Origin of the sequence: Acinetobacter sp. P1332, assembly GCF_044057475.1 — a bacterium.
Classification (GTDB): domain Bacteria; phylum Pseudomonadota; class Gammaproteobacteria; order Pseudomonadales; family Moraxellaceae; genus Acinetobacter; species Acinetobacter johnsonii.
This window is the reverse complement of the sequence record NZ_CP171157.1, coordinates 2,158,597-2,182,032: the sequence shown is the minus strand read 5'-3', so window position 1 is coordinate 2,182,032 and position 23,436 is coordinate 2,158,597. Positions and strand designations below refer to the sequence as shown.

Genomic DNA, 23,436 nt, shown 5'->3' with positions numbered 1-23,436 from the left:
AAATTCGGACATTTAAAACCACGATTTCAGTATATTTTAAGTCTGATATGACTAGCTCAAAACTTGCATTCACAGTAGAATATGCGCTCTCTTCAAGTCACATTGAGGTAGGTTGTCTAGACCTGCCCGTGGAGCCAAAAACAGCATGTTTATCGTTGCCGGTGCACCTGCACACTCTTCTTTTAAGCAAACACAACTTTTAACACGTCTATCGTCTATCAGTTCTGTTCAATCAATAGAAAGCCAATGGGTTTACCTTTTCGACCAAGCGCTCGACGAGCAACAACAGCAATCTGCTTTGCAGCTATTAAATGATGGCGCAACCTTCCAAGTTCGCGAAGCGACAAGTGATGAAGTTCAAGTCCTTGTGACGCCACGTGTAGGTACAATCTCGCCGTGGTCATCAAAGGCAACGGATATTTTTGCTAACTGTAATACCCCGATACACCGCTTAGAACGCGGTGTTTTGTTTACTTTAAAAGGTATTTCTGAAGTATCGGATGCAGTAAAACAAGTTTTACATGACCGTATGACTGAAAGTGTGTTCAATCAAATTGAAGACGCTGCTGCATTGTTCTCTGAAACGGCTCCAAAACCTTTAAATGCAATCGACATTTTAGGTCAGGGCAAAGATGCTTTAGTGAAGGCGAACTCTGAGTTTGGTTTTGCACTCTCTGATGAAGAAATTGATTATTTAGTTGCTGCTTTTAACAAGCTCGGTCGTAATCCGCACGATATCGAGCTGATGATGTTTGCTCAGGCAAACTCAGAGCACTGTCGTCATAAAATCTTTGGTTCTGAATGGACAATTGATGGTGAAAAACAGCCATTGTCATTGTTCCAAATGATTAAAAATACTTATAAAGAATCACCAACAGATGTATTGTCAGCATATAAAGACAATGCTTCGGTGATCGTTGGTTTTGATACTCAGCGTTTCTATCCAAAGAAAGATGAAGCGACTGGTCACCACGTTTATAAATACAAGAGTCAAGCCGCTCACATCCTCATGAAAGTGGAAACGCATAACCACCCAACAGCGATTGCGCCATTTGCGGGCGCTGCGACCGGTTCAGGCGGTGAAATCCGTGATGAAGGCGCAACAGGTCGTGGTGGTAAACCAAAAGCAGGTTTAACAGGCTTTACGGTTTCAAACTTAAATATTCCGGGCTTTGAACAGCCTTGGGAAGAAAACTACGGTAAACCATCTCGTATGGCATCTCCACTTCAAATTATGATTGAAGGGCCGTTGGGTGGTGCTGCGTTCAATAACGAGTTTGGTCGTCCTGCGTTAAACGGTTACTTCCGTACTTTTGAACAAAACGTGAATGGCGATGTGAAAGGCTTCCATAAGCCAATTATGATTGCGGGTGGTTACGGTAATATCCGTCCAGACCACGTGGAAAAAGATGCGATTCAACCAGGCGATTTATTGATCGTCCTTGGTGGCCCTGCAATGCTGATCGGTCTTGGTGGCGGTGCTGCATCTTCTGTAGACAGCGGTAAACTCGGTGAAAACTTAGATTTCGCTTCTGTACAACGTGAAAACCCTGAAATGGAACGTCGTTGCCAAGAAGTGATTGATGCATGCTGGCGTATGGAAGACTTCAACCCAATCGTGTCTGTGCATGACGTGGGTGCAGGTGGTGTTTCTAACGCAATGCCTGAGTTGGTGAATGACCACGAACTGGGTGCGATTCTTGATTTGCGTAAGATTCCATCGCTTGAGCCGGGCATGTCTCCAATGGAGATTTGGTCAAACGAAGCGCAAGAACGTTATGTTTTAGCTATTCGTCCAAGTTCTTTAAGCCTGTTTGAATCACTTTGTGCACGTGAACGTTGTCCGTTTGCAGTATTGGGTGAAGCGACTGAAGCACGTCACTTAACTGTTGAAGATCCATTGTTTGAAAACAAAGCCGTGGATATGCCAATGCAGGTCATGCTAGGTGGCACACCACGTATGAGTCGTTCGTATGAAACGATTGAACGTCAAGGTGACGACTTTGATGCATCTAAAGTCACAGATTTGAAAGATGCAATTTACCGTGTACTTAAAAATCCAACGGTTGCATCGAAATCATTTTTGATCACCATTGGTGACCGTTCAATTACAGGTATGGTTGCACGTGATCAGTTTGTAGGCCGTTGGCAGGTTCCTGTTGCAGATGCAGCAGTAACCACAACAAGCTTACAAGGCTATACAGGTGAAGCAATGGCGATGGGTGAACGTCCGCCTGTTGCCTTGTTAAATCCTGCGGCATCTGCGCGTTTATCGGTTGCAGAGTCGATTTCAAATATTATGTCTGCAAAAATCGACCAGATCAGTGACATTAAATTGTCTGCAAACTGGATGGCGGCGGCAGGGCAAAAAGGTGAAGACCAAGCTTTATTCGAAGGTGTAAAAGCCATCGGTATGGAAATGTGTCCTGCACTCGGTATTGCAATTCCAGTCGGTAAAGACTCATTGTCAATGCGTACGACTTGGAATGATGAAGGCGAAGACAAATCGGTGACTTCACCGATGTCAGGTGTAATCACAGCCTTTGCTCCTGTGACTGATGTACGTAAAACCTTAACGCCTGAATTGAAAAATGAAGAATCAGTACTTGTCCGTATCGATCTTTCTAAAGGTCAGTTCCGTTTAGGTGGCTCAATCCTTGCTCAGGTCTATAAAGCGATTGGTTCAGTGACACCTGATGTGGATAGTTTTGACGACTTCAAAGCTTTCTTTACATTGGTTCAAGACTGGAATAACCGCGGCTTAATTAAGGCTTACCACGACATCGGTGATGGTGGTTTGCTTGCAACTGTTGCGGAAATGATGTTTGCGGCACGTCTCGGTGTGGCTTTAGAAGATCAATCAACTGAAAGTCTATTTGCAGAAGAAATTGGTGCAGTGCTTCAAATCAGCGCGTCTGATTGGGCAACACTTGCAGAAGAAGTTGCGGCATCTACATTACGCGATGCAATTGCGGTTATTGGTACTGTAAATAATACAGATCAATTGACTGTAAATGGCTTAGTGCTTGAACGTGCAGACTTGCAAGTGGCGTGGACTGAAGTGTCACATCAGATTCAACGTCTACGTGATAACGTGGAAACAGCGGATCAAGAATTTGCATTGATCACGGACAAATCACATGCAGGTATTATTGCAAAACCTACATTTGATTTGAACGAGCCAATCGAAGCGCCGTACATCAACGAACGCCGTCCAAACATGGTGATCTTACGTGAACAAGGCGTAAACGGTCATGTTGAAATGGCTGCGGCATTCGACAAAGTTGGTTTCAATACTGTAGACGTGCACATGAGCGACTTGCTTGCAGGTCGTATCAGCCTAGATGACTTTGAAGGTCTTGTGGCATGTGGTGGTTTCTCTTACGGTGACGTAATGGGTGCTGGTGGTGGCTGGGCGAAATCAGTTTTGTTCAACCCAAAACTTCGTGACCAATTTGAAAAATTCTTCAATCGTGACGAAACGTTCTCTCTTGGTATTTGTAATGGCTGTCAAATGTTGTCGCAATTGGCGCCACTGATTCCGGGTGCTGAAGCTTGGCCGCGTTTCCACCGCAACACTTCTGAGATGTTTGAAGCGCGTGCAGTAAACGTTCGTGTTGAAAAATCGAACTCTGTATTGTTAGAAGGTATGGAAGGTTCAATCCTGCCGATCGCAGTTGCACATGGTGAAGGTCGTGTGGTAACAAGCGCGGATAACTTGGCTGCATTAAATGCAGGCAATCAAGTGATCTTGCGTTATGTCGATAGCCAAGGGAACCCGACTCAACACTATCCAATGAACCCGAATGGTTCACCAGAAGCGATTTCAGGTGTCACATCGAAAGATGGTCGTGCAACGATTATGATGCCGCACCCTGAACGTAACTTCCGTGCGGTACAGCATTCTTGGAAGCCTGAAGAGTGGACGGAAGATGGTGCATGGTTACGTATGTTCCGTAATGCACGTAAGTTCATTGGTTAATTTGAAGTCTGTGTTTTGAAAAGCCACCTTCGGGTGGCTTTTTTATTGAATTAATTTTTTTGTTTTTTGAATTTTTATTTCTCCCGTTGAAGTTGGTTTAGATTTTGCTTTTATATTTATGTGAAAGTGATATTGTGTAATAAGTGCACAAATATCATGCAAAATAGAAGAAAGATGGATTACTAAACAATTTCAGTATCAACACTTATGTATGAGGTGATGACATGATTAAAACAGTTACATACGAAGCAGTCGATAAGTCTGCGTTACGTAAAAAAGGATGGAAGTTGTTTGCTGTGATTTTGAGCTTGCAATTGATCTTTTTGATTTTGGGGTATATGTTGCAGATGTGATTTTGAGAATATAAAAAAACCGCCGAGAGGCGGTTTTTTATTGAATGTACTATTTATATAAAATAGACTGCATTTTTAGTTGGCGTAATTTTAAACAAAATTTATATCTATATGACTTTACTTTTCATGGGCGAAAAGTAACAAAAGCCCTTTGTTCGTCTGATGGGGCATCCTTGTTCACAGTTTGACGGGCGACATCTATGTCACAAGTCATGTGATTGAATTTAGCCTTTGAAAATGTTTTCATAAAAGTAGTAAAAGTCACTGGTCTTTTTAAATTGAGAAATTTGTGTTGAACCAGGATAAAGTTGTGACGGTACCTCAATTAAAAAACCAAAGTTTACTAATTCCATATTGGGATTTTTAATATCATATTCGAATTCAGGATCATCACGATTGGTTTCTATGGTGTAAATTTCCTCTATTAGGTAAATTAAATGGCTATTTAATCTAGTAATAATATATGTATATTTATCAAAAATTTGCTTTGAAATACTAAGGTTTTTAAACAGTACAGAAGCACGGCCTATCATTTTTGCTTGTTTTTCTAGGTAGGTTTGATCAAGTATTCCTAAAATTTCAATGCTTAATTCTAAATTGTCCTTGTCTTTAAAAAACTTTTCGATAAACCCAACATTTATATTTTCTGCTTCTTCAATAAAAGCTAATAATTGTTTTTGTTCTTTCAAAGTACGAAATTTAGTATAGCTTTCAATTGAACCTGTAATTAAAGATGCAAAAGGGATAGATTTAATTGTGTCTTCTAGCAGAGTATTGGCTGTTTTAAAGATAATTTCATCTGCTAAATTTTCAGTTGTTGTTAAAGCAAGTTCACGGGCAATATTTTTATTAGACATAGGTACAGTCGATCAATATGATTGATGTGATATTAATAAAATCTACATTAAAGCGCTATGCTCAAACTCATCTACTATGTCCCCGAATCTCATCTTGAATCCACCAAACTTGCGATTTTTGAAGCAGGAGCAGGTGGTATAGGGAATTATGAACACTGTGCATGGCAAGTTTTGGGCACAGGGCAGTTTAAACCTGTAAAAGACGCAAATCCGTTTATAGGTCAGTTAGATGCTTTGGAGCAAATTCCAGAGTGGCGGGTGGAAACCATTGTTCCAGAGGAAAAAGCTTCTGCTGTGACAAAGGCTTTAAAATTAAGTCATCCCTATGAAGAACCCGCTTTTGAGTTTATTCAAATCGTGGATATTTAATCTTAAAAGAAGTTTGTGGCGGAGTCTTAAGGTTTAATATTTAATTGAGACTTTAACCTTCGGTTCGACCTACTTTTCTTTCGGGAAAAGTAGGCAAAACCATTGTCATCAGCAAAACTCGACTGCTTTCATCATTTGATTAAATAAGTCGCAGAAACTCTATGATAGGTATTTAGGTTAGCTCGAACAGTTGCTGATGACCTTAACGCGTATCAAACTTTTGCAATCACTGTAATTAAGACAGCAGCTAAACCTTCTGAATAAATAACTCACGATCAAAACGATACTGCGGGAAAAACACACCGTCTTCTGCACGCTCACCTGCACCAATCACCATCACAGGGTATTGCTGATCATTTAGATTTAACAGTTTACGAACCAAAGGCTCATCAAAACCTTCCATCATACAACTATCGAAACCATAGGCACGTAAAGCTAGCACTAGATTCTCACATGCTAAAGCTGTGGTTTTACTTGCCCAAAGTTTTGCATCGGCTTGATTAAATGCAGTTACAGGCAGTTGTTTGTCTAAGCTACGTGCAATTTTGAAAGCCACTTTCTTAAAGTTACCCAGTGCATTTAAGTAACCTGTCTTATAGTTATAAGGAATGAACTTATAATATTTCTGTACAGTCGCAGGCGCTTCAGGAAAAGGGAACTCTGTAATGTTGCGTTTTGCCATTTCATCATTACGGTCTGTACGCGCGACACACACGATCAGTTCTGACGCAGTTTTTGCCGCAAGCTGATTTAGACAAGCTTTGACCAGCTGTTTTTTCTTAGTGGGATTCTGCACCACATAAAAAGTCCAAGGCTGTAAGTTAGATGAGTTTGGTGCAAGTAGGGCCAAATCTAAACAGTCATCAAGTACTTCAGTTGGAATTTCTTTCTTGGTAAATTTGCGAACCGAACGGCGGCTTTGGATGACTTTCTTAAAATTTTCAACATCGATACCTTGTGGTGCAGGCTCAAAGTAACGCTTTTTTTCTGTAGTGTTCGACATAAGTAGTTTTTCCGAATGGGTTCTTAAATATGTTGGGACGGAAAATAAAAAAACCACTGTGTAATATGCAACACAGTGGTTTTTAGTCATTCAACGATGAAGGATTAGTTGAACTGGGTGAAATCAGGTTTACGCTTTTGCATAAATGCTGATACGGCTTCCATCATTTCTGGAGAGCCGACACGATCCATGAAAATTTCAGCTTCATGATCAATCCAAGCCACAATTTCATTTACATTGTGTTTCATCAAAGCTTTAGACTGCACTAAAGAGGCTAAAGGTAAAGCAGACAATTGTGCCGCTTTTTTAGCTGCTGCTGCATAGACATCATCTTCAATACTGTTGACAAGGTTTGCAGCAACTGCAGTTGCACTGTCAAACTTCTGAGCGGTCAGCAGTAATTCAGCAGCTTTGTGATAACCTGCTTGTTCTACCAATAATTTGCTTGAAGCACCTTCTGGAGATAAACCAAGGCTTACAAATGGAATCTGGAATAGGGCAGTGTTGTCGCTATAAACCAAGTCACAATGTAACAGGATCGTTACCCCAATACCAATCGCCACACCACGTACAGCCGCAATCAACGGTTTAGAAAATTTTGCCGCAGATTTAAGTAAAATAAATGGAGGGCCTTCAGCCGCAGGTGCTTGACCTTTTTGCGCTGCAGATTTCATAAAATCTTGCATGTCGTTGCCTGCGGTAAAGTCCGCGTCTTCACCACGTAGAATGACAGCACGAACGCTATTGTCTAGATCTGCTTCATCTAAAGCTTTTGCGATCCATAAATAAAGTTCGCCATACAACGCATTCTTTGCTTCAGGACGGTGAATGGCTAATGTCAGTACGCCATTGTCTAATTTTGCATTCAAATGTTGATGAGGTTGTTGAATACAGCTCAGTGTCATCGTACTATCCTTGCTAGAAAGTTTGGTTTAATTTTATGGGCTCATTATGTCGCATAATTTTATGATCGACACAACTGACCAGTTCATAAAAAAGTAAAAGATTTATGCCATATACATTTGATTATCTCGTATTCATTGGTCGCTTCCAGCCATTTCACTTGGCACATATGCAAACCATCAAGATTGCTTTAGAGCAAAGTCAAAATGTCATTTTGGCTTTAGGCTCTGCGCAAAATGAACGAAATACGAAAAATCCATTTTTAGCATCTGAACGTGAAGAAATGATTTTATCGAACTTTTCAGAAGCACATCAAAAACGGATTCACTTTGTACATGTAATTGATGTTTATAATGATGTTAAATGGGTGCAATTGGTAAAAAAATTAGTGAATCATGTAGTCACACCTGAGGCGAAGGTTGGACTGATTGGCCATTTTAAAGATGATTCTTCGTATTATTTACAGCTTTTTCCTGAGTGGCAAATGGTTGAGCTCGATAGTCTACAAGACGCGATGTCTGCAACACCTGTTCGTGAGGCTTATTATCGAGGTGATATTTTAGAGCAGGCGTTTCCATTGGGAACCAGTGAGTTTTTACATAAATTCCAACAAAGTGAAATATATAAACAGTTACAACACAAATTTTTAACTCAGGACCCATCCAATTTAGACTAAGGTTCTCATTCGAATAAAAATATTTCGACGAGGATCGAGTTCAATGGATAGAAGACAACAGACGAAACAGATTGCAAGTCATACGGCCATTAAAAATGCTTTGCTGATTGCAGGTGTTACATTTGCATTCAGCACTCAAGTGCAGGCCCAGTCATGGACATTGACGCCTCAGAGTAATGTAGGCTTTGAAATTAAATCCTTAGGCGTGACCGTTGTAAGAGCTAAATTTAATCGGGTGCAATCCAGCATGCAGTTTGATGCCAAAGCACCACAGCATGCCTCAACGAATTTTGTCATGGATGTAAATAGCCTAAGCTTGAGTAAACCTTCATTGAAAAATATGATTTTGGGTGAAGATTTGTTTTATGCATCCAAGTACAAAACCGCTAACTTTAAAAGCACCAGTTTTAAAGATTTGGGTGGCGGTCAATATAATATTCTCGGAAACTTAACACTTCGCGGCATTACCAAGCCTGTTAGCTTTAGCACGACCTTAAAACCAAGTGCTAATAATGCTAATCTGCTAGATGTTCAGTCCTCAGCCGTGATTAACCGAAGTGACTTTGGCATGAAAAAAGCCATTGCTGGTGTAGGCGAAAAAGTGAATATTCAACTGTCAGGGCAGTGGAAAGTGCAATAGGGGCTTCATATCTTAAAGACCTATATTCAGGGCTTTATTAATTCATCGCTGCGTGAGCTTGTTCAATCAAGAGATCTGTCAGCACATTTAACTGCAGCGACTGCTGTTTCCAATGGTGCCAATACAAAGGCAAATCGATATTGTGCTGAGGATCCACCTCAACCAATGAGCCATCCTGCAAACGCGGTTTGGCTTGGTAATAGGGTAACCAACCGTAGCCGAGTCCCATCGTAACCGCATCAAAAAATGCACTGGAAGACGGAATAAAGTGATGTGGATATTGAGTTGGATTGAGGCCAAACTTTTGTTGGATATGCGCGGTGTGGAGTTGATCTTTTGCGTTAAAGATCAGTGCAGGAGCTGCACGTAGAGACTCCCGGTTAACGCCTTGTTTAAACCATTGCTGTACAAATGTTGGGGTGGCGACAAAACGATAGTTCATATCGCCAATGTATTCGGCTACACAGCCTTTCATGGCTTGTGATTCATCTGTCACGCAGGCATTCACCAAACCGGCTTCAAGTAAGTGATGGGTTTGTGATTGGTCATCGACCTGAAAATGCACCACGATCTTTTGTTCAATTAATGTTGACTGTAGCAAGGGCAACAACCATGTCGCTAAGGAGTCGGCATTGGTTGCAATGTTGATTTGATAAAAAGCAGAGGTGTTCATATGACCCGTGAGGTTCTGAATGAAACTTTGCTCTAACAGTCGGCTATGTTGCAAATAATGCAGCAGTGATTGACCTGCTTGTGTCGGGCGGCAAGGTCTTTCTCGAACAATTAATAAATGCCCCAAACTTTTTTCTAGGCTTTGTATGCGTAAAGTGACGGCTGAAGCAGTAATGCATAGCTGTTCAGCAGCAAGGTCAAAACTTCCTGTTTCTGCCACAGCTAAAAATGCGTCGCACTGTTTATGATTCAGCATATCTGGACTCACTTTAAACTAAAAATATTTTAGTTATATTGATATTTTCTAAATAATACTTAATTTAATTAAAAATGAAAGATAATCCCGACATCATCAATTAAGTTGAAAAGTCAAAATGTTAAGTACATATGTAAAAGGGCTTGCAGTCGGGATGAGCCTCATTATTGCCATTGGGGCTCAAAATGCATTCGTGCTTAAACAGGGGCTCAAAAAGCAGTTTGTTTTTTGGGTATGTTTTGTCTGTGCACTGTCGGATTCGATTTTAATTGTCTTGGGCGTTTCTGGTTTTTCAAAAGTGCTTGAGCACTATCCTGAAATTATTCAGTTTGCCAAATGGGCGGGGGCACTTTTCCTGTTTTGTTATGGATTCCAACATGCACTGCGGGCATTCAAATCACAGCAGGGCTTGGAGGCAAGTTCCATTGAAAAGCATCATTTAATGAATATTGTTTTGCTGTGTTTGGCGCTGACTTGGCTTAATCCGCATGTGTATTTAGATACGGTTATTTTACTGGGTTCTATTTCAACTCAGTTTGAGCAACCTGCGTACTTTGCTTTGGGGGCTGTGTGTGCATCTTGGTTGTTTTTCTTTGCTTTGGGCTATGGGGCTCGTGTGCTTATCCCCATTTTTGCAAATCCGAAAGCGTGGAATGTACTGGATGGGATCATCGCGTTGGTGATGTGGGGGATCGCCATTTCACTGCTTGTGAAATAAAAAGTGTGTGCAATAAAAAACAATAAATTAAAAAATCACAAAAAACAAAGCCCGCATCTGCGGGCTTATGTACATTAAGCTTGTAATGCTTTTAAGTCTTCTAAAACTTGTTCAGCATGTCCCGCAGCTTTTACCTTACGATACTCTTTAACCAGTTTACCGTTATGGAAAATAAAAGTTGAGCGCTCAATGCCCATCACTTTTTTACCATACATATTTTTTTCTTTAATCACATCAAAGTGTTTACACAGTACTTCTTCTTTGTCGCTGATTAAATTAATGGTTAAAGCCTGCTTTTCTGTAAAATTCTGGTGCGCTTTAACCGAGTCACGTGAAACACCAATAATTGTGGTTTGTAGGGCATCAAACTGATCTTTTAAACATGAAAAACCAACGGCTTGAGTTGTGCAACCTGACGTTGAATCTTTCGGGTAGAAATACACAATTAGCCATTCAGTCGGCACTTCAGTTAAGTTCACTTCACCTGTTGTGGTTGGGAAATTCTGATTCGGAAGTTGGATGGTATCAGTCATGTTCTATCCTTAAATGTCGCGTTGTTCTAATTCAAGTGGTAAAAAGGCATAATTTTCGTGATACAGAATATCACCTTTAACAACCGAAAGTGGATGTTTGAAAATTGGGCCATCAATCACCGTAGTGTGGAATTCACCCGCTTCGCCGCATGGGTCAATGCCTCTTGCAACCAGTTCATCGACATATTCAAGGCTAAGCACTTGACCTAAGTCTTCAACTGTCATGCCTAAGTTTAAGTTGACCGTAACGATGATGCTTTGAAATCCAAGTTGAATAAACTCATGCACAATGTCTAAACGCGGACGTTGCCACAGTGGCATACATAAGCTGAGCTCACTTTTATCGCAAACGGATTGATTCCATTCGGCATGTGCCATTAAATCAATATCACCTGTGACTAAACTTTCTGCTCCAAGAGCTTGAGCTTTTCGTAACAGTTGAATGAACTGGTTTTCATAGTCTTGCCACGTTGCGGAGGCACTGTAGATGGGAAGCCCAATTGCTTTTGCCTGCGCATGAATAATATCGAGGGACATTCCATGTGAACGTGATTTCAGACCTTGCTCTTCTAACATGACAATTAATGCAACAGGTTCACCCATTTGCATCGCCTGATATAAAGCAAGGCTGCTGTCTTTTCCACCACTATATGACGCAACAAATTTTCGATTTTGGGCGCGTGTATTCCATTGGGTGAGCATATTTTCAGGTTCTATCTATTTTGAACATATAAAAAAGCCTGCATAGAGCAGGCTTCATTCACATTCAGTGAATTATTTTTTCGGAGCAGCTTTCATTGCTTCTTCAGTTAAAGATTTTAATTTACCTGTTAACTGTGGACCGAAACATGTTTGTAAGTCGTTATTTTGCTTTTGTACAAAAGCTAAAGTAGACGGGCTTTTCTTTTGGTTGATCGCACTTTGGATTTCCCATTTTTGTGCATTGGTCAACTTACCATCAGCTTCAACTGCACAAGTACAGTATTTGCTTACTTCTGCTGCGCTAAGCTTTTTGCTTTTTGCAGTTTCTTCTTTACAAACATTAATTAATGCCGATTTTACATTGCTGCTTTTATACGCTTCTTGTAATTTGTTCGATTCAGCAGCATTTGAAGCTGTAGCGAACAATGCAGCTGCAGACACCAATGTAGAAAGCAAAATGTTTGATTTTAAATTTTTCATAAACTGTACCTTGTCGTTACGGTATATAACGCGTTGGGTCTGTTACGCCAGCATCTGCAAAACCTTCTTTACGAAGACGGCAGCTGTCGCATTTCCCACAAGCACGTCCTTGGTCATCTGCTTGGTAGCAAGACACCGTTTGACTATAGTCTACGCCATGTTCTATACCTAAGCGAATAATATTTGCTTTGGATAAATGTAACAGAGGTGTTTCAAATTTAAGAGGTTTTCCTTCAACGCCAACCTTGGTGGCAAGGCGAGCCATGTTGGCAAATGCCTCAATAAATTCAGGTCGACAGTCAGGATACCCTGAATAATCAACAGCATTAATACCAATCACAATGGCTTCAGCATCTAAAACTTCGGCTGCTGCGAGGGCATAAGATAAGAAAATCGTGTTACGTGCTGGAACATAAGTTACAGGAATACCGACTTGTTCATGATCTGGAACATCAATGCTATGGTCTGTTAACGCAGAACCGCCCAAATTACCTAAGTCGATATTAATGACACGATGTTCTACGCCTGCTTTTTTTGTCAGTTCGCGTGCGGCATCGAGCTCAGTGGTTGAGCGTTGACCATACATAAAGCTGAGCGCTGTACAGTCATACTGTGCTTGCGCCCATGCTAAACAAGTTGTTGAGTCTAAACCGCCAGATAACAAAACTATGGCACGAGGGCGCATACAAATTCTCCAAATATAAATTAAAGATGAATAGGCAATGTATTAGCGACCAGTTTCGTCATTCCAAAGCAACTTGTGGAGTTGCAGTTGGAAGCAAACAGGGAGATGGTCTTCTAATATCCATTGCGCAAGATCACGTGCAAGTTGAGGTAAACGAGCAGCACCTTTCTCAACGGCAAAAGCAGGAGAGAACCATACTGTGCTGACTTTTTCATTGAGTTTATAGTCTTCAACTTGCTGTTTTGACCACTCATAATCCTCACGGTTACAAATTACAAATTTGATTTGGTCGTGCTGGGTTAAATGGTCGAGATTCGAAAGCAAATTTCGTGCAACTTCACCTGAAGTTGGAGTCTTCAAATCTAATACTTTTGAAACACGTGGGTCAACCTTAGACACATCTAAAGCACCACTGGTTTCTAAAGAGACTTCACAGCCGAGGTCAGCAAGACGTTGCATTAGAGGTAATGCATTGGGCTGTGCAAGGGGTTCACCACCTGTCACGCAGACATAAGGGGTTTTAAAATCAAGCGTGGTTTGAATAATCTGATCTAAAGATTGGCGTTCGCCACCTTCAAACGAATAGGTCGTATCGCAGTATGTACAACGTAGTGGACAACCCGTTAAACGAATAAAAACTGTTGGCAGTCCTGAGGTGTTGGCTTCTCCTTGCAAAGAATAAAAGATCTCCGTGATACGTAGACCCGCAGAAGGATCAGAAACAGGGATAGCAGAAGATCGAAGCGTATTCATAGCAAAATTAAACCACAGGTTAGAAAAACAAAAATCTCTACGGCTAGTCTTAACCGTAGAGATGAGGAACTTGAGTTCCGTACGACAACTAAAAATTATTCGTCGCGTAGTAAATCGTTCAAGCTCGTTTTAGAACGTGTTTGTGCATCTACTTTTTTCACGATGATTGCAGCATACAGGCTGTAAGTACCGCATTTAGAAGGTAAGCTACCTGCAACTACAACAGAACCTGCTGGTACACGACCATAGTGAATTTCGCCAGTTGCACGGTCAAAAATCTTAGTCGATTGACCAATGAACACGCCCATCGAAATCACAGAACCTTCTTCTACGATCACGCCTTCTACGATTTCAGAACGTGCACCGATGAAGCAGTTGTCTTCAATAATCGTTGGGTTTGCTTGAAGTGGCTCAAGAACACCACCAATTCCTACACCACCAGATAAGTGAACGTTTTTACCAATTTGAGCACATGAACCAACAGTTGCCCATGTGTCAACCATGGTGCCTTCGTCAACATATGCACCAATGTTGACATAAGAAGGCATTAACACCACGTTTTTCGCTTGGAAAGAGCCTTTACGTGCAACCGCAGGAGGAACAACACGTACGCCAGCCGCTTTAAACTGTTCTTCAGTCCAACCTGTAAATTTGGTATCTACTTTGTCGTAGAATTGAAGGTCACATGACTCAATTGGTTTGTTGTCATTTAGTTTGAATGATAAAAGCACAGCTTTTTTCACCCATTGATGAACAACCCACTCACCATCAATTTTTTCAGCAACACGTAATGTCCCGTTATCTAAACCAGCAATGACTTCTTCAACTGCTGCACGAACTTCAGCAGGACAGTCCGCTGCTGTAAAATTCGCACGGTCTTCAAACGCTTGTTCAATAATTGTTGAAAGCTGAGACATGATCTTCCTTCCAGAAAAAAAATTTTCCTGATTTTACACTATATTGTGCAGAGAATAGATGAAAAAACAGCATAGGATCGGAAATAATAATGAATGATTGGAAATAAGACTTTTAGAGCTGTTTGAGTAGAGGCGTTAAGTAAAGAATTGCGATATACAACAACAATAAAATCTAAAATGTATCAAAAAATAACAAAAACAGCCCAAATCTTGAATAAAAAATAGTCCGAGACTGTTCTAAGATGACCTCATCAAAAAATTGTAAATGATGTAAAAAAATCTTTAATTGGAGGAGAAAAAACATGAAATCATTACGTTTCGTTGCAATCGCAGCAGCAATGTCAGCAGTCGCAGGTACAGCTTTTGCTGATGATGCAGTCGTAAAAGATGGTTATGCTTTTGACCAAAATAAATTAATTCCTACAGGTGTTCGTGCTGAAGTCGGTACAACAGGTTATGGCGGTGCTTTGTTGTGGACAGCTAACCCATATGTTGGTTTAGCTTTAGGTTACAACGGTGGTGACATTTCATGGTCTGATGATTTGTCTATCGATGGCACCAAATACGACATGGATATGGACAACAGCCTTGCTTATTTAAATGCTGAGATTCGTCCATGGGGTACAAGTACAAATCGATGGGCTCAAGGTTTATACGTTGCAGCTGGTGTAGGTTACATTGATAACGATTATGCATTGAGCAAACGTTTGAATAATTCAAATGACACAATCAAAATTGATGGTAAGAACTTCAATGCTCCATCAGGTAGTGGTTCTGTCGATGGTTCTTTAGCATATAAAAATGATATTGCTCCATATGTAGGTTTTGGTTTAGCGCCTAAGATTAATCAAAACTGGGGTGTATTTGGTGAAGTAGGTGCTTACTACACTGGTAACCCTTCTGTGAATTTAACAGCGACAGGATTACAAGAAGTCGGTGGTTCAACTTCAGGTCAAACTGCTGCTGATAATGAAGCGCGTAAAATTGCGAATGACGATAAATACGAGTGGATGCCAGTTGCAAAATTGGGTGTAAGTTACCACTGGTAATCAACACATAAAAAAACGAGCTTCGGCTCGTTTTTTTATGTGTGATTTTAGCTAAAGTCTTTAAAAATGATGGGCTAACTTGAGTCCTAAGATCCATGCATCATTATCATTCAGCGCTGAAAGTCCTGTAATGTTTGCCAGTGGATTTGAGTCGGAAGATGTTTTGGACTTCTTAAAATGCAAATAATATAGACCAGCCGCAATATCAAACTCAGTGTTATATGTGTACATGCTGCCTAGCCCAATGCCTTGGTACCCATCACTTGGGTTAAGGGTAGATGCAGGATTATTAATCCCAGAGTCCCAGAGTAGTTCCATAGTACTCAGCCACTTTTTGTTCCATACGTGTGCTAAGCCGAGTTTTGCAGACCATTGATCTTCATTGTACTGAATAAGTTTGACTTCTGTGGCTTCAGGGTAAAATATCGCAACATAATCGATCACAGCTTTAAATTTGGGTGGTTGAATGACAAAGTCTTGCCAATTTACCCAGCGTATTGTCCCGTACAAGATATTTTGATTGGGAAGTCCTGTCATGAAATCAAGGTTTACAGATTGTGGTGTTTTCACTTCCATCACATTGGGTGTATCTATGCCGACTTCGATAGACTCTGTTGTGGTGATTTCATGTTTAATCGCTGAGCGATAAGTCAAAGACGTTCTAAAATAATATTCAGGGATTTGATAACTAATACCTGCTAACCAGCCCAAGCTTTCATCTTGTTTAAACTCGGCATCATAGCCATCAAACACAGAATAGGCCTGACCTTTCGCTTTTAAAGAGCCTGCAAAACTTTGATAGCTTAAACCACCATAGATTTCCCATTGTGGGTTGATTTTGTAGCCTAAAAGCGAACTGAGATTATGACTTTCAAAGTCGATATCGGCAGATTCAACCTCATAACTTTCACCGTAAATTTTTGGGCGATAGCGATAATCGATGTCTACAGCAAAAGGCTGGTCATAAATGACAGCAAAGTTGAATTGAGGATTTAGTTGCAGTTTTAACGCAGCTCCCAGCATTACTTGTTTATTGCTTAAATTGCCTGTTGAAAAGTCAGTGATGCCAAACTGTTGCAGTATCTCTGTATGTTGAACTTGGCCAGAAACATCTGGATCAATATAAGCCAGAGAAATTTCTGCATAATTTCCATGTTCAAAAAAGGGTTGTATTGTTTGACCTGACAGTTCAAAAGCAGCAGCAAAACTTGATCCCGACGAATAGAAACATAAACAAAGTAATGGAGAGCCCAACAGATTTTTACTCACTGTTATTGCTCACTATTGTTTATATCAGTTGATCAAATAATACACTATACTCATTTAAAGTATATGATTTTAAAAATAAAAAAAGAGACTCTGAGGTCTCTTTTTAGAATAAAAGCGTTTTAGTCTTCAGGATAAGCTACTCTTTTCAGTGCTTTAATATCTGCATCTGGTGAGCACAGCGAGATAAATTCATAGCCATAGCCACGTAGGAGGTGACCTTTACGCACTGCAATCCATGTGGTATTGAGACCAAAAATATCAGTTGGAATTTGTTTTAAGCGATAGTCACGTTCAACGTCATAGGCCACATTATTGACAATACCAACACCCATATTCAGTTCAACATAGGTTTTAATCACATCGGCATCTAAAGCAGACATTACGATGTCGAAATCCACACCGGCATCTTCAAAGGCTTTGTCAATTTTTGAGCGACCTGTGAAACCGCCGTGGTAGGTAATCAGTGGATATTCCGCCAAGTCTACAATGCTAATATTTTGCTTGCTCGCCAGTGGGTGGCTTTGTGGGGTAATAATGCTGTGTTGCCAATTATAGAACGGTACACTGGCCAGATTGTCCTCAGTGGTGAGTGACTCAGTTGCAATACCAATATCAGCTTCACCTTGTAGAAGCATTTCGGTAATTTCAACAGGGCTAGCTTGTTGCAAAATAAGATGAACTTTTGGAAACTCTTTTTTGAATTGATTGACAATCGGGGGTAGCACGTAACGCGCTTGCGTATGTGTAGTTGCAATCGTCAAAGTACCTTCATCGACACGGTTAAAATCATCTGCAAGACGTTTAATATTGTCTGCATCGACCAACATGCGTTCAACAATACCCAATAGTGCTTGGCCAGGTTCAGTTAAACCTAGTAAGCGTTTCCCTTTACGAATAAAAAGCTGTACACCTAATTCATCTTCTAGGTCTTTGATGTGCTTACTCACCCCCGACTGAGAGGTATATAGTGCAGCAGAGGCTTCGGTGAGGTTGAAGTTTTGTCTCACCGTTTCTCGAATTATTCTGAGTTGTTGAAAGTTCATAGTTTTGGATCTCTTTTATGATGAATGAGGCATTTAACATGCCCCATTCAATTGGTCTTAAGCCGCAGGTTTTGCAAATAAATGCAAGTTTGATGGGCTTAACCATACCGTTTGATTCGGTCTAAATTGGTGTAATTTTGCTTCTTCAGAAGTTAGTGAGATTTCAATCAGTTTGCCTTGGCGATCATGGAGCTCGGCAACCACTTTGCCCGCGATCCATAATTCTCGTACGAACGTTGCTTGGATGGCATTGTCTTGCGGCTGTGCATGAATACGTAATTCATCTGGACGGGCAAAGGCAATCACGTCACCCGAAGGTGCATTGCGTAAAGAGTCTAATTGAATACGGTCTTCACCAATTTGGATTGTCCCTGCGTTGTTTTGACCTTCGAAACGGTTTGCTTGACCTAAGAAGTCAAACACAAACGGCGTTGCAGGCTTTTCATAAACCTCGCGGGGTGATCCAATTTGCTCAACATTCCCTTTATTCATCACAATGATTTGATCTGCGACTTCTAAAGCTTCTTCTTGGTCATGCGTTACAAAGATTGAGGTGATATGAAGTTCATCATGCAAAGTACGTAACCAACGACGGAGCTCTTTACGTACTTTTGCATCCAAAGCACCAAAAGGCTCATCTAGTAACAGTACACGTGGTTCAACCGCCAAAGCACGTGCCAGTGCAATACGTTGACGCTGACCGCCAGAAAGTTGCGCTGGGTAACGTTCTGCCAAGAACCCCAATTGGACTAAGTCCAGTAAACGCGTGACACGTTTTTTAATTTCAGCTTCAGATGGGCGTGTTGCACGTGGGCGAACGCGGAGACCAAAGGCGATATTGTCAAATACGGTCATATGGCGGAATAGGGCATAGTGCTGGAAAACAAAACCGACTTGACGTTCACGCACATGCACATCGGTTGCGTCCTGACCTTCTAAAATGACTTGTCCACGATCTGCCGATTCTAAACCCGCAATGATACGAAGTAGGGTGGTTTTACCACAGCCCGATGGCCCAAGTAATGCAACCAATTGACCATCAGGGAAATCGAGGGAAATGTTGTTCAGCGCATGGAATGCACCAAAGTGTTTTTCAATATTTTTAACTTGAATACTCATGAGGTCATTCCTTTAAACTGTTGAATCATTATGTTTGTTTTGCTTTTCTTGACGAATCTCAACCCATGTTTTTAAAACAAGAGTCACAATCGCTAAAAGCGCCAAGAGTGAAGAGACAGCAAAAGCCGCACTGAAGGTATATTCGTTATAGAGAATTTCGACATGCAGAGGCAAGGTATTGGTTTCACCACGAATATGACCTGAAACGACCGATACCGCACCAAACTCACCCATGGCACGTGCATTACACAGAATGACGCCGTAAATTAAACCCCATTTGATGTTGGGTAGGGTTACTTTCCAGAAGGTTTGCCAGCCTGATGCACCGAGTACAATCGCAGCTTCTTCCTCTTCAGTTCCTTGGGCTTCCATGAGCGGAATAAGTTCACGTGCAACAAAAGGAACGGTGATAAAGATTGTTGCTAATACAATGGCAGGAACGGCATACAGAATTTTGATGTCATTATCCATCAGCCAACTACCGAACCAACCTTGCGTACCAAAAATCAGTACCAGCATTAAGCCCGCGATAACAGGGGATACTGAAAATGGCATATCAATAATCGTGGTCAAGATGGATTTGCCACGGAAGTTAAATTTGGCCACACACCAAGCGGCTGCAACACCAAATACGACATTCAGTGGGACTGCAATCACCGCGGTTAATAAAGTGAGTTTGACTGCGGAGAGAGTGTCTGGATGAACCAAGGCTTGTGCATAGACGCCAACCCCTTGTTTAAAGGCCTCAACGAACACCAAAATCAGCGGTAAGATCAAACAGCTTAAAAAGAACAGTAGAGCAATCGTAATCAGGGTGTAGCGAACCCAAGTTGGCTCACGTGTTGCATCACGCGATTGTAACTTTTCAGCAAGCGCATTACTGTTGATATTCATCGTGCTGTTCTCCCTGTACGACGGCTTGCCCATGCTTGTAACAAGTTAATCAGGAATAAAATGGCAAAAGACAGCACCAACATGACGACTGCAATTGTGGTTGCACCCGCATAATCATATTCTTCTAAGCGTGAAATAATCATGAGCGGCGCAATTTCTGTTTTAAACGGTTGGTTCCCTGCAATAAAGATCACTGAACCGTATTCACCGACGCCACGTGCAAAGGCAAGTGCAAAACCTGTGATGAGTGCTGGAAATAAAATCGGCAAAATCACTTTGGTCACGATCTGTAAACGGTTGGCACCTAATGCTGATGCTGCTTCTTCTAACTCTGTTTCCAAGTCACTGAGAACAGGTTGCACAGTCCGCACTACAAAAGGAATACCAATAAAAATCAGTGCCAATGTAATACCAATTGGGGTATAGGCCACTTGAATCCCTAAAGGCTCAAGATACTGACCGATCCAACCTGTAGGCGCATAAAGTGAGGTGAGTGCAATACCTGCAACAGCGGTGGGTAAGGCAAACGGCAAGTCGACCAAGGCATCTACAATGCGTTTACCCGGAAAACGATAGCGAACCAAACACCATGCTAGAAGGAGACCAAAAACCACATTAATAAACGCGGCGATCAGGGCTGTACTAAAACTGAGCTGCAAAGATTTTAAAATACGTTCTGAACTTAAAATTTCCCATAAACCATCCCAACCTATGCCTAAAGATTTAATAAAAACAGCGGACAACGGAATAATAACGATTAATGACAAATATGCTAGGGTAAAGCCTAGAGAAAGACCAAATCCTGGCAGCACTCGGGATCGCTGCGACATGATTACTCCTCAAAGAGAGAAAGCTGACCTAAAAAGAGTCAGCTCAAATAAAACTGAATTTCGGCACAAGTATCATTTGCAGTGTTAAATTGCAAATTTAAATAAATACTTGCTTTCATTGTGAAAACTAATGTTTTTTAGCACATTTTCTGAAATCAAAAAATCATAAATTTCAGGGAATGGCCCAAAACCTGACGCAACATTAATATGTCCGACTTGGCCCAAGTTCTTAGGCCTAATTTTCCATGCTTTTGCCAGTTGCAGCGCATCTTGAAAATTGAGCCAAGGATCATTTTCACTGATGATCATTTGGGTAGGAACTTGTAGCTTGAGTTGGTGGAAATATTGTTGATAGTCATTTTGGCTATCACGAGCAAAACCAGCATCACCAAAGCGAGCAGGGTTGGCCGGTGCAACCAGAACTAAATTTTTAATGTTTTGATTTAGTTCAGGATGCTGTGCTAAAGCAGCGACTGTCGTTAGACAGCCAAAGCTATGCGCCACAATTTGAATCGGTTCCTGAATGGATTGAACTGTTTTGATAAATTGTTCAATCCATTCATGGAGTATGGGTTTATTCCAATCCTGCTGCTGCACACGAGAGCACGACTTGAGCTGACGTTGTAACCATGATTGCCAGTGGTCATGTTCACTCCCACCCACGCCTGGTACAATTACAGTATGAATCATGTCGATGCTCCCTTACAGCTATTTACTGGACTCGGTTTTATTTCGTCGTATTGGCTTTCACAATTTGGTCAAATACACCACCATTTTCAAAGTGCTGTTTTTGTACCTTGCTCCAACCACCAAATTCTTTATCAATGGTCACCAACTTCAACGGTTTGAATGTGGCTGCATATTTTTTCAAGACAGTTGCATTACGTGGGCGATAGAAGTTTTTCGCTGCAATTTCTTGTCCTGCAGGTGAATACAAATAGTTGAGATATGCTTTCGCCAGATTCAGATTGCCGTCTTTTTCCGCATTTTTTTCAACAATGGCAACGGGTGGTTCTGCCAAAATAGATAGCGAAGGCGTCACGATCTCAAACTTACCCGGTTGTTCACGAATTGCTAAGTGTGCTTCGTTTTCCCATGCTAAGAGAACATCACCGATACCGCGCTCAGCAAAGGTTGTGGTTGCGCCACGTGCACCTGAATCCAGCACTTTGGTATTTTTATAAATTTTACGCACGAATTCTTGTGCTTTGGCATCGTTACCCGCAGGTTGATGTTTCGCCCAAGCCCAAGCTGCTAAGTAGTTCCAGCGTGCACCACCTGATGTTTTTGGATTTGGTGTAATAATGCCAACACCCGGCTTAACGAGGTCGCCCCAGTCTTTAATACCTTGTGGATTTCCTTTACGGACGAGGAACACGATAGTTGAAGTATATGGTGTCGAGTTATTGGGTAATTTCTTTTGCCAGTTTGTCGGTAAAAGTTTCGCTTTTTCAGCAATTACATCGATATCTGCTGCAAGAGCAAGTGTCACAACATCTGCACCTAAACCATCAATGACCGAACGGGCTTGTTTACCCGAGCCGCCGTGAGATTGTTTGAAGTTAATGTCTTGTCCTGTGCGTTGTTTCCAATAAGCGCCAAACTGTTTGTTGACATCTTCATACAGTTCGCGTGTTGGATCATACGACACGTTAAGGAAATCTTTTGCTGCAACACCAAAAGATGTGACTGAAACTAGCGCCGCTAGTACCCCAATTTTTAACTTAGATAAGCTCATGTGAGACCTCAAATTTTAAACGTTTTTAAACATGAGGCAAGAATACTGTGAGTCTTATTGCTAAAAAAATAATAAAAAATGAATTTTATATGAATAAAAAAGAAAAAGAGTTCAGCTTAGAATTCATTAAACTAAAGCAGAAAATTGTTTCAGGGTAGATTGGCATGCATTGCTATAAAAATGCACAAGAAGTCAAACAAATAGAATTATTAGATCGTGCATTTCACTATGGAGATGGCTGTTTTAGTACAGCGCGTATCCGTGAGGGTGTGATTGAGCTAGAGTCTCTACACATAGCACGCTTGAAATTGGCCTGTGAAAGACTGTTGTTGTCAGCAGATTTAGCCTTTATTCAGCGCAGCATCGTGCAATTAAAACAAACCTATGAACACTTAAACGGAACGCTGAAAATTATTATTAGTCGGGGTGAAGGGCAGCGCGGTTATAGTTTGCCAGCACATCCTGCTGACGTTTGGGTATTTTTCTATCCGCAAGCATCAGAGGTTTTGACATACAGCGAAATTGATTCAGGGGTACTGCAACATGCGATGGGGTTAAGTATGCCGCAAATGGTGGGTGTGAAAAGCTTAAACCGTTTAGAGCAAGTCTTACTCAAGCATGAAGCAGAACAGCACGGTTGGTTGGAAGCTTTGGTCACAGATGTGCAAGGTTCTGTCGTTGAAGGTGTGAGTAGTAATTGTTTCATTCTGCTAAATGATCGATGGATTAGTCCCGAACTTCGTTATAATGGCGTACATGGTGTCATGCGTGCCGAAATATTGGCACGGATGCAGCAACAAGGAATGAGCTGTGAGCTGAGAATGATTGATATGGAAGAAATTCCACGCTTTCAAAGTTTATTTTTCTGCAATGCCTTGAGTCCTATGAAAATAGCCAAAAGTCTGAATCATCAGCACTTAGATGTTCAGCCGTGTATAGATTTGTTCCATCGTCTTCAACTTAATCAGATGCAGTAGTATGTCCGCAGCCAAAAC

25 protein-coding genes are annotated in these 23,436 nt (G+C 41.2%); 8 read left to right on the top strand and 17 right to left on the bottom strand.

All coding sequences use genetic code 11. The annotated features are described in order from the left end of the window. Window positions 1–145 precede the first annotated feature (145 nt). Window positions 146–3,982, top strand: coding sequence for a phosphoribosylformylglycinamidine synthase (purL, locus tag ACFN7Z_RS10755; RefSeq protein WP_010326417.1), 3,837 nt, complete (start codon window positions 146–148; stop codon window positions 3,980–3,982). 224 nt (window positions 3,983–4,206) lie between these two features. After that, a complete protein-coding gene (locus ACFN7Z_RS10750) occupies window positions 4,207–4,335 on the top strand; it encodes a KGW motif small protein (protein ID WP_252716368.1) in 129 nt (42 codons plus the stop codon). Window positions 4,336–4,559: 224 nt separating this feature from the next. Here the strand turns inward: ACFN7Z_RS10750 and ACFN7Z_RS10745 are convergent, their stop codons facing one another. Further along, entirely contained in the window at window positions 4,560–5,192 is a 633-nt protein-coding gene (locus ACFN7Z_RS10745) for a hypothetical protein (RefSeq protein ID WP_010326418.1), read from the bottom strand. 57 nt (window positions 5,193–5,249) lie between these two features. Between ACFN7Z_RS10745 and ACFN7Z_RS10740 the strand changes: the two genes are divergently transcribed. Further along, window positions 5,250–5,561 (top strand): NIF3 1, encoded by a 312-nt coding sequence (locus tag ACFN7Z_RS10740; protein WP_010326419.1) that lies wholly within the window; start codon window positions 5,250–5,252, stop codon window positions 5,559–5,561. 247 nt (window positions 5,562–5,808) lie between these two features. Here ACFN7Z_RS10740 and ACFN7Z_RS10735 read toward each other — a convergent pair whose 3' ends face one another. Next, a complete protein-coding gene (locus ACFN7Z_RS10735) occupies window positions 5,809–6,564 on the bottom strand; it encodes a nitroreductase family protein (protein WP_062034674.1) in 756 nt (251 codons plus the stop codon). A 104-nt stretch (window positions 6,565–6,668) separates the two neighbouring features. After that, complete coding sequence (locus ACFN7Z_RS10730) at window positions 6,669–7,469, bottom strand: enoyl-CoA hydratase-related protein (RefSeq protein WP_004693847.1); 801 nt, start codon at window positions 7,467–7,469, stop codon at window positions 6,669–6,671. A 104-nt stretch (window positions 7,470–7,573) separates the two neighbouring features. On the opposite strand from ACFN7Z_RS10730, the gene ACFN7Z_RS10725 reads away from it, so the two are divergent. Both ACFN7Z_RS10725 and ACFN7Z_RS10720 read left to right on the top strand, forming a co-directional pair. Beyond that, window positions 7,574–8,143 (top strand): nicotinate-nicotinamide nucleotide adenylyltransferase, encoded by a 570-nt coding sequence (locus ACFN7Z_RS10725; RefSeq protein WP_010326421.1) that lies wholly within the window; start codon window positions 7,574–7,576, stop codon window positions 8,141–8,143. Window positions 8,144–8,186: 43 nt separating this feature from the next. Further along, complete coding sequence (locus tag ACFN7Z_RS10720) at window positions 8,187–8,783, top strand: YceI family protein (RefSeq protein ID WP_130234740.1); 597 nt, start codon at window positions 8,187–8,189, stop codon at window positions 8,781–8,783. Between the two features lie 37 nt (window positions 8,784–8,820). Here ACFN7Z_RS10720 and ACFN7Z_RS10715 read toward each other — a convergent pair whose 3' ends face one another. Continuing rightward, window positions 8,821–9,711, bottom strand: coding sequence for a LysR family transcriptional regulator ArgP (locus tag ACFN7Z_RS10715; protein ID WP_130234741.1), 891 nt, complete (start codon window positions 9,709–9,711; stop codon window positions 8,821–8,823). Window positions 9,712–9,829: 118 nt separating this feature from the next. Here ACFN7Z_RS10715 and ACFN7Z_RS10710 point away from each other — a divergent pair, with 118 nt between their 5' ends. Further along, complete coding sequence (locus tag ACFN7Z_RS10710; protein ID WP_159151762.1) at window positions 9,830–10,429, top strand: LysE/ArgO family amino acid transporter; 600 nt, start codon at window positions 9,830–9,832, stop codon at window positions 10,427–10,429. Window positions 10,430–10,503: 74 nt separating this feature from the next. On the opposite strand, the gene ACFN7Z_RS10705 is transcribed toward ACFN7Z_RS10710, so the two are convergent. The 6 genes from ACFN7Z_RS10705 to dapD all read right to left on the bottom strand — a co-directional run bounded on the left by ACFN7Z_RS10705 (window position 10,504) and on the right by dapD (window position 14,499). Next, window positions 10,504–10,962, bottom strand: coding sequence for a peroxiredoxin (locus tag ACFN7Z_RS10705; RefSeq protein WP_130234743.1), 459 nt, complete (start codon window positions 10,960–10,962; stop codon window positions 10,504–10,506). A gap of 9 nt (window positions 10,963–10,971) precedes the next feature. Continuing rightward, window positions 10,972–11,664: a diphthine--ammonia ligase gene (locus ACFN7Z_RS10700; protein WP_130234744.1), complete on the bottom strand. Its 693-nt coding sequence runs from the start codon at window positions 11,662–11,664 to the stop codon at window positions 10,972–10,974. Window positions 11,665–11,736: 72 nt separating this feature from the next. After that, on the bottom strand, window positions 11,737–12,144 hold the full coding sequence (locus tag ACFN7Z_RS10695; RefSeq protein ID WP_004980581.1) for a hypothetical protein: 408 nt from the start codon (window positions 12,142–12,144) through the stop codon (window positions 11,737–11,739). 16 nt (window positions 12,145–12,160) lie between these two features. After that, complete coding sequence (queC, locus tag ACFN7Z_RS10690) at window positions 12,161–12,829, bottom strand: 7-cyano-7-deazaguanine synthase QueC (RefSeq protein ID WP_004693831.1); 669 nt, start codon at window positions 12,827–12,829, stop codon at window positions 12,161–12,163. 42 nt (window positions 12,830–12,871) lie between these two features. Further along, window positions 12,872–13,582, bottom strand: a complete 711-nt coding sequence (gene queE, locus ACFN7Z_RS10685; protein ID WP_005399705.1) for a 7-carboxy-7-deazaguanine synthase QueE — start codon at window positions 13,580–13,582, stop codon at window positions 12,872–12,874. 95 nt (window positions 13,583–13,677) lie between these two features. Further along, window positions 13,678–14,499 (bottom strand): 2,3,4,5-tetrahydropyridine-2,6-dicarboxylate N-succinyltransferase, encoded by an 822-nt coding sequence (gene dapD / locus ACFN7Z_RS10680; protein ID WP_004693827.1) that lies wholly within the window; start codon window positions 14,497–14,499, stop codon window positions 13,678–13,680. Between the two features lie 302 nt (window positions 14,500–14,801). On the opposite strand from dapD, the gene carO reads away from it, so the two are divergent. Then, window positions 14,802–15,548: an ornithine uptake porin CarO gene (gene carO, locus ACFN7Z_RS10675; protein WP_130234745.1), complete on the top strand. Its 747-nt coding sequence runs from the start codon at window positions 14,802–14,804 to the stop codon at window positions 15,546–15,548. A 60-nt stretch (window positions 15,549–15,608) separates the two neighbouring features. Here carO and ACFN7Z_RS10670 read toward each other — a convergent pair whose 3' ends face one another. The 7 genes from ACFN7Z_RS10670 to ACFN7Z_RS10640 all read right to left on the bottom strand — a co-directional run bounded on the left by ACFN7Z_RS10670 (window position 15,609) and on the right by ACFN7Z_RS10640 (window position 22,441). Then, window positions 15,609–16,817 carry an OmpP1/FadL family transporter gene (locus ACFN7Z_RS10670; RefSeq protein ID WP_130234746.1) on the bottom strand — a complete coding sequence of 403 codons (1,209 nt, stop codon included), beginning with the start codon at window positions 16,815–16,817 and terminating at the stop codon, window positions 15,609–15,611. A gap of 119 nt (window positions 16,818–16,936) precedes the next feature. Next, window positions 16,937–17,860 carry a CysB family HTH-type transcriptional regulator gene (locus ACFN7Z_RS10665; protein ID WP_010326430.1) on the bottom strand — a complete coding sequence of 308 codons (924 nt, stop codon included), beginning with the start codon at window positions 17,858–17,860 and terminating at the stop codon, window positions 16,937–16,939. A 57-nt stretch (window positions 17,861–17,917) separates the two neighbouring features. Continuing rightward, window positions 17,918–18,979 (bottom strand): sulfate/molybdate ABC transporter ATP-binding protein, encoded by a 1,062-nt coding sequence (locus ACFN7Z_RS10660; RefSeq protein ID WP_010326431.1) that lies wholly within the window; start codon window positions 18,977–18,979, stop codon window positions 17,918–17,920. Between the two features lie 12 nt (window positions 18,980–18,991). Continuing rightward, the gene (gene cysW, locus ACFN7Z_RS10655; RefSeq protein ID WP_004693818.1) at window positions 18,992–19,873 is read right to left on the bottom strand and encodes a sulfate ABC transporter permease subunit CysW; all 882 of its coding nucleotides are present in this window, start codon (window positions 19,871–19,873) and stop codon (window positions 18,992–18,994) included. Further along, a complete protein-coding gene (gene cysT / locus ACFN7Z_RS10650; protein WP_395441746.1) occupies window positions 19,870–20,703 on the bottom strand; it encodes a sulfate ABC transporter permease subunit CysT in 834 nt (277 codons plus the stop codon). Before cysT ends, cysW begins: the two co-directional genes overlap by 4 nt. Window positions 20,704–20,787: 84 nt before the next feature. Then, window positions 20,788–21,393 carry an alpha/beta hydrolase gene (locus ACFN7Z_RS10645; RefSeq protein ID WP_010326432.1) on the bottom strand — a complete coding sequence of 202 codons (606 nt, stop codon included), beginning with the start codon at window positions 21,391–21,393 and terminating at the stop codon, window positions 20,788–20,790. Window positions 21,394–21,430: 37 nt separating this feature from the next. Continuing rightward, a complete protein-coding gene (locus ACFN7Z_RS10640; protein ID WP_010326433.1) occupies window positions 21,431–22,441 on the bottom strand; it encodes a sulfate ABC transporter substrate-binding protein in 1,011 nt (336 codons plus the stop codon). 164 nt (window positions 22,442–22,605) lie between these two features. Here ACFN7Z_RS10640 and pabC point away from each other — a divergent pair, with 164 nt between their 5' ends. Further along, window positions 22,606–23,418, top strand: a complete 813-nt coding sequence (pabC, locus tag ACFN7Z_RS10635) for an aminodeoxychorismate lyase (RefSeq protein ID WP_010326434.1) — start codon at window positions 22,606–22,608, stop codon at window positions 23,416–23,418. The last annotated feature ends 18 nt before the right edge of the window (window positions 23,419–23,436 follow it).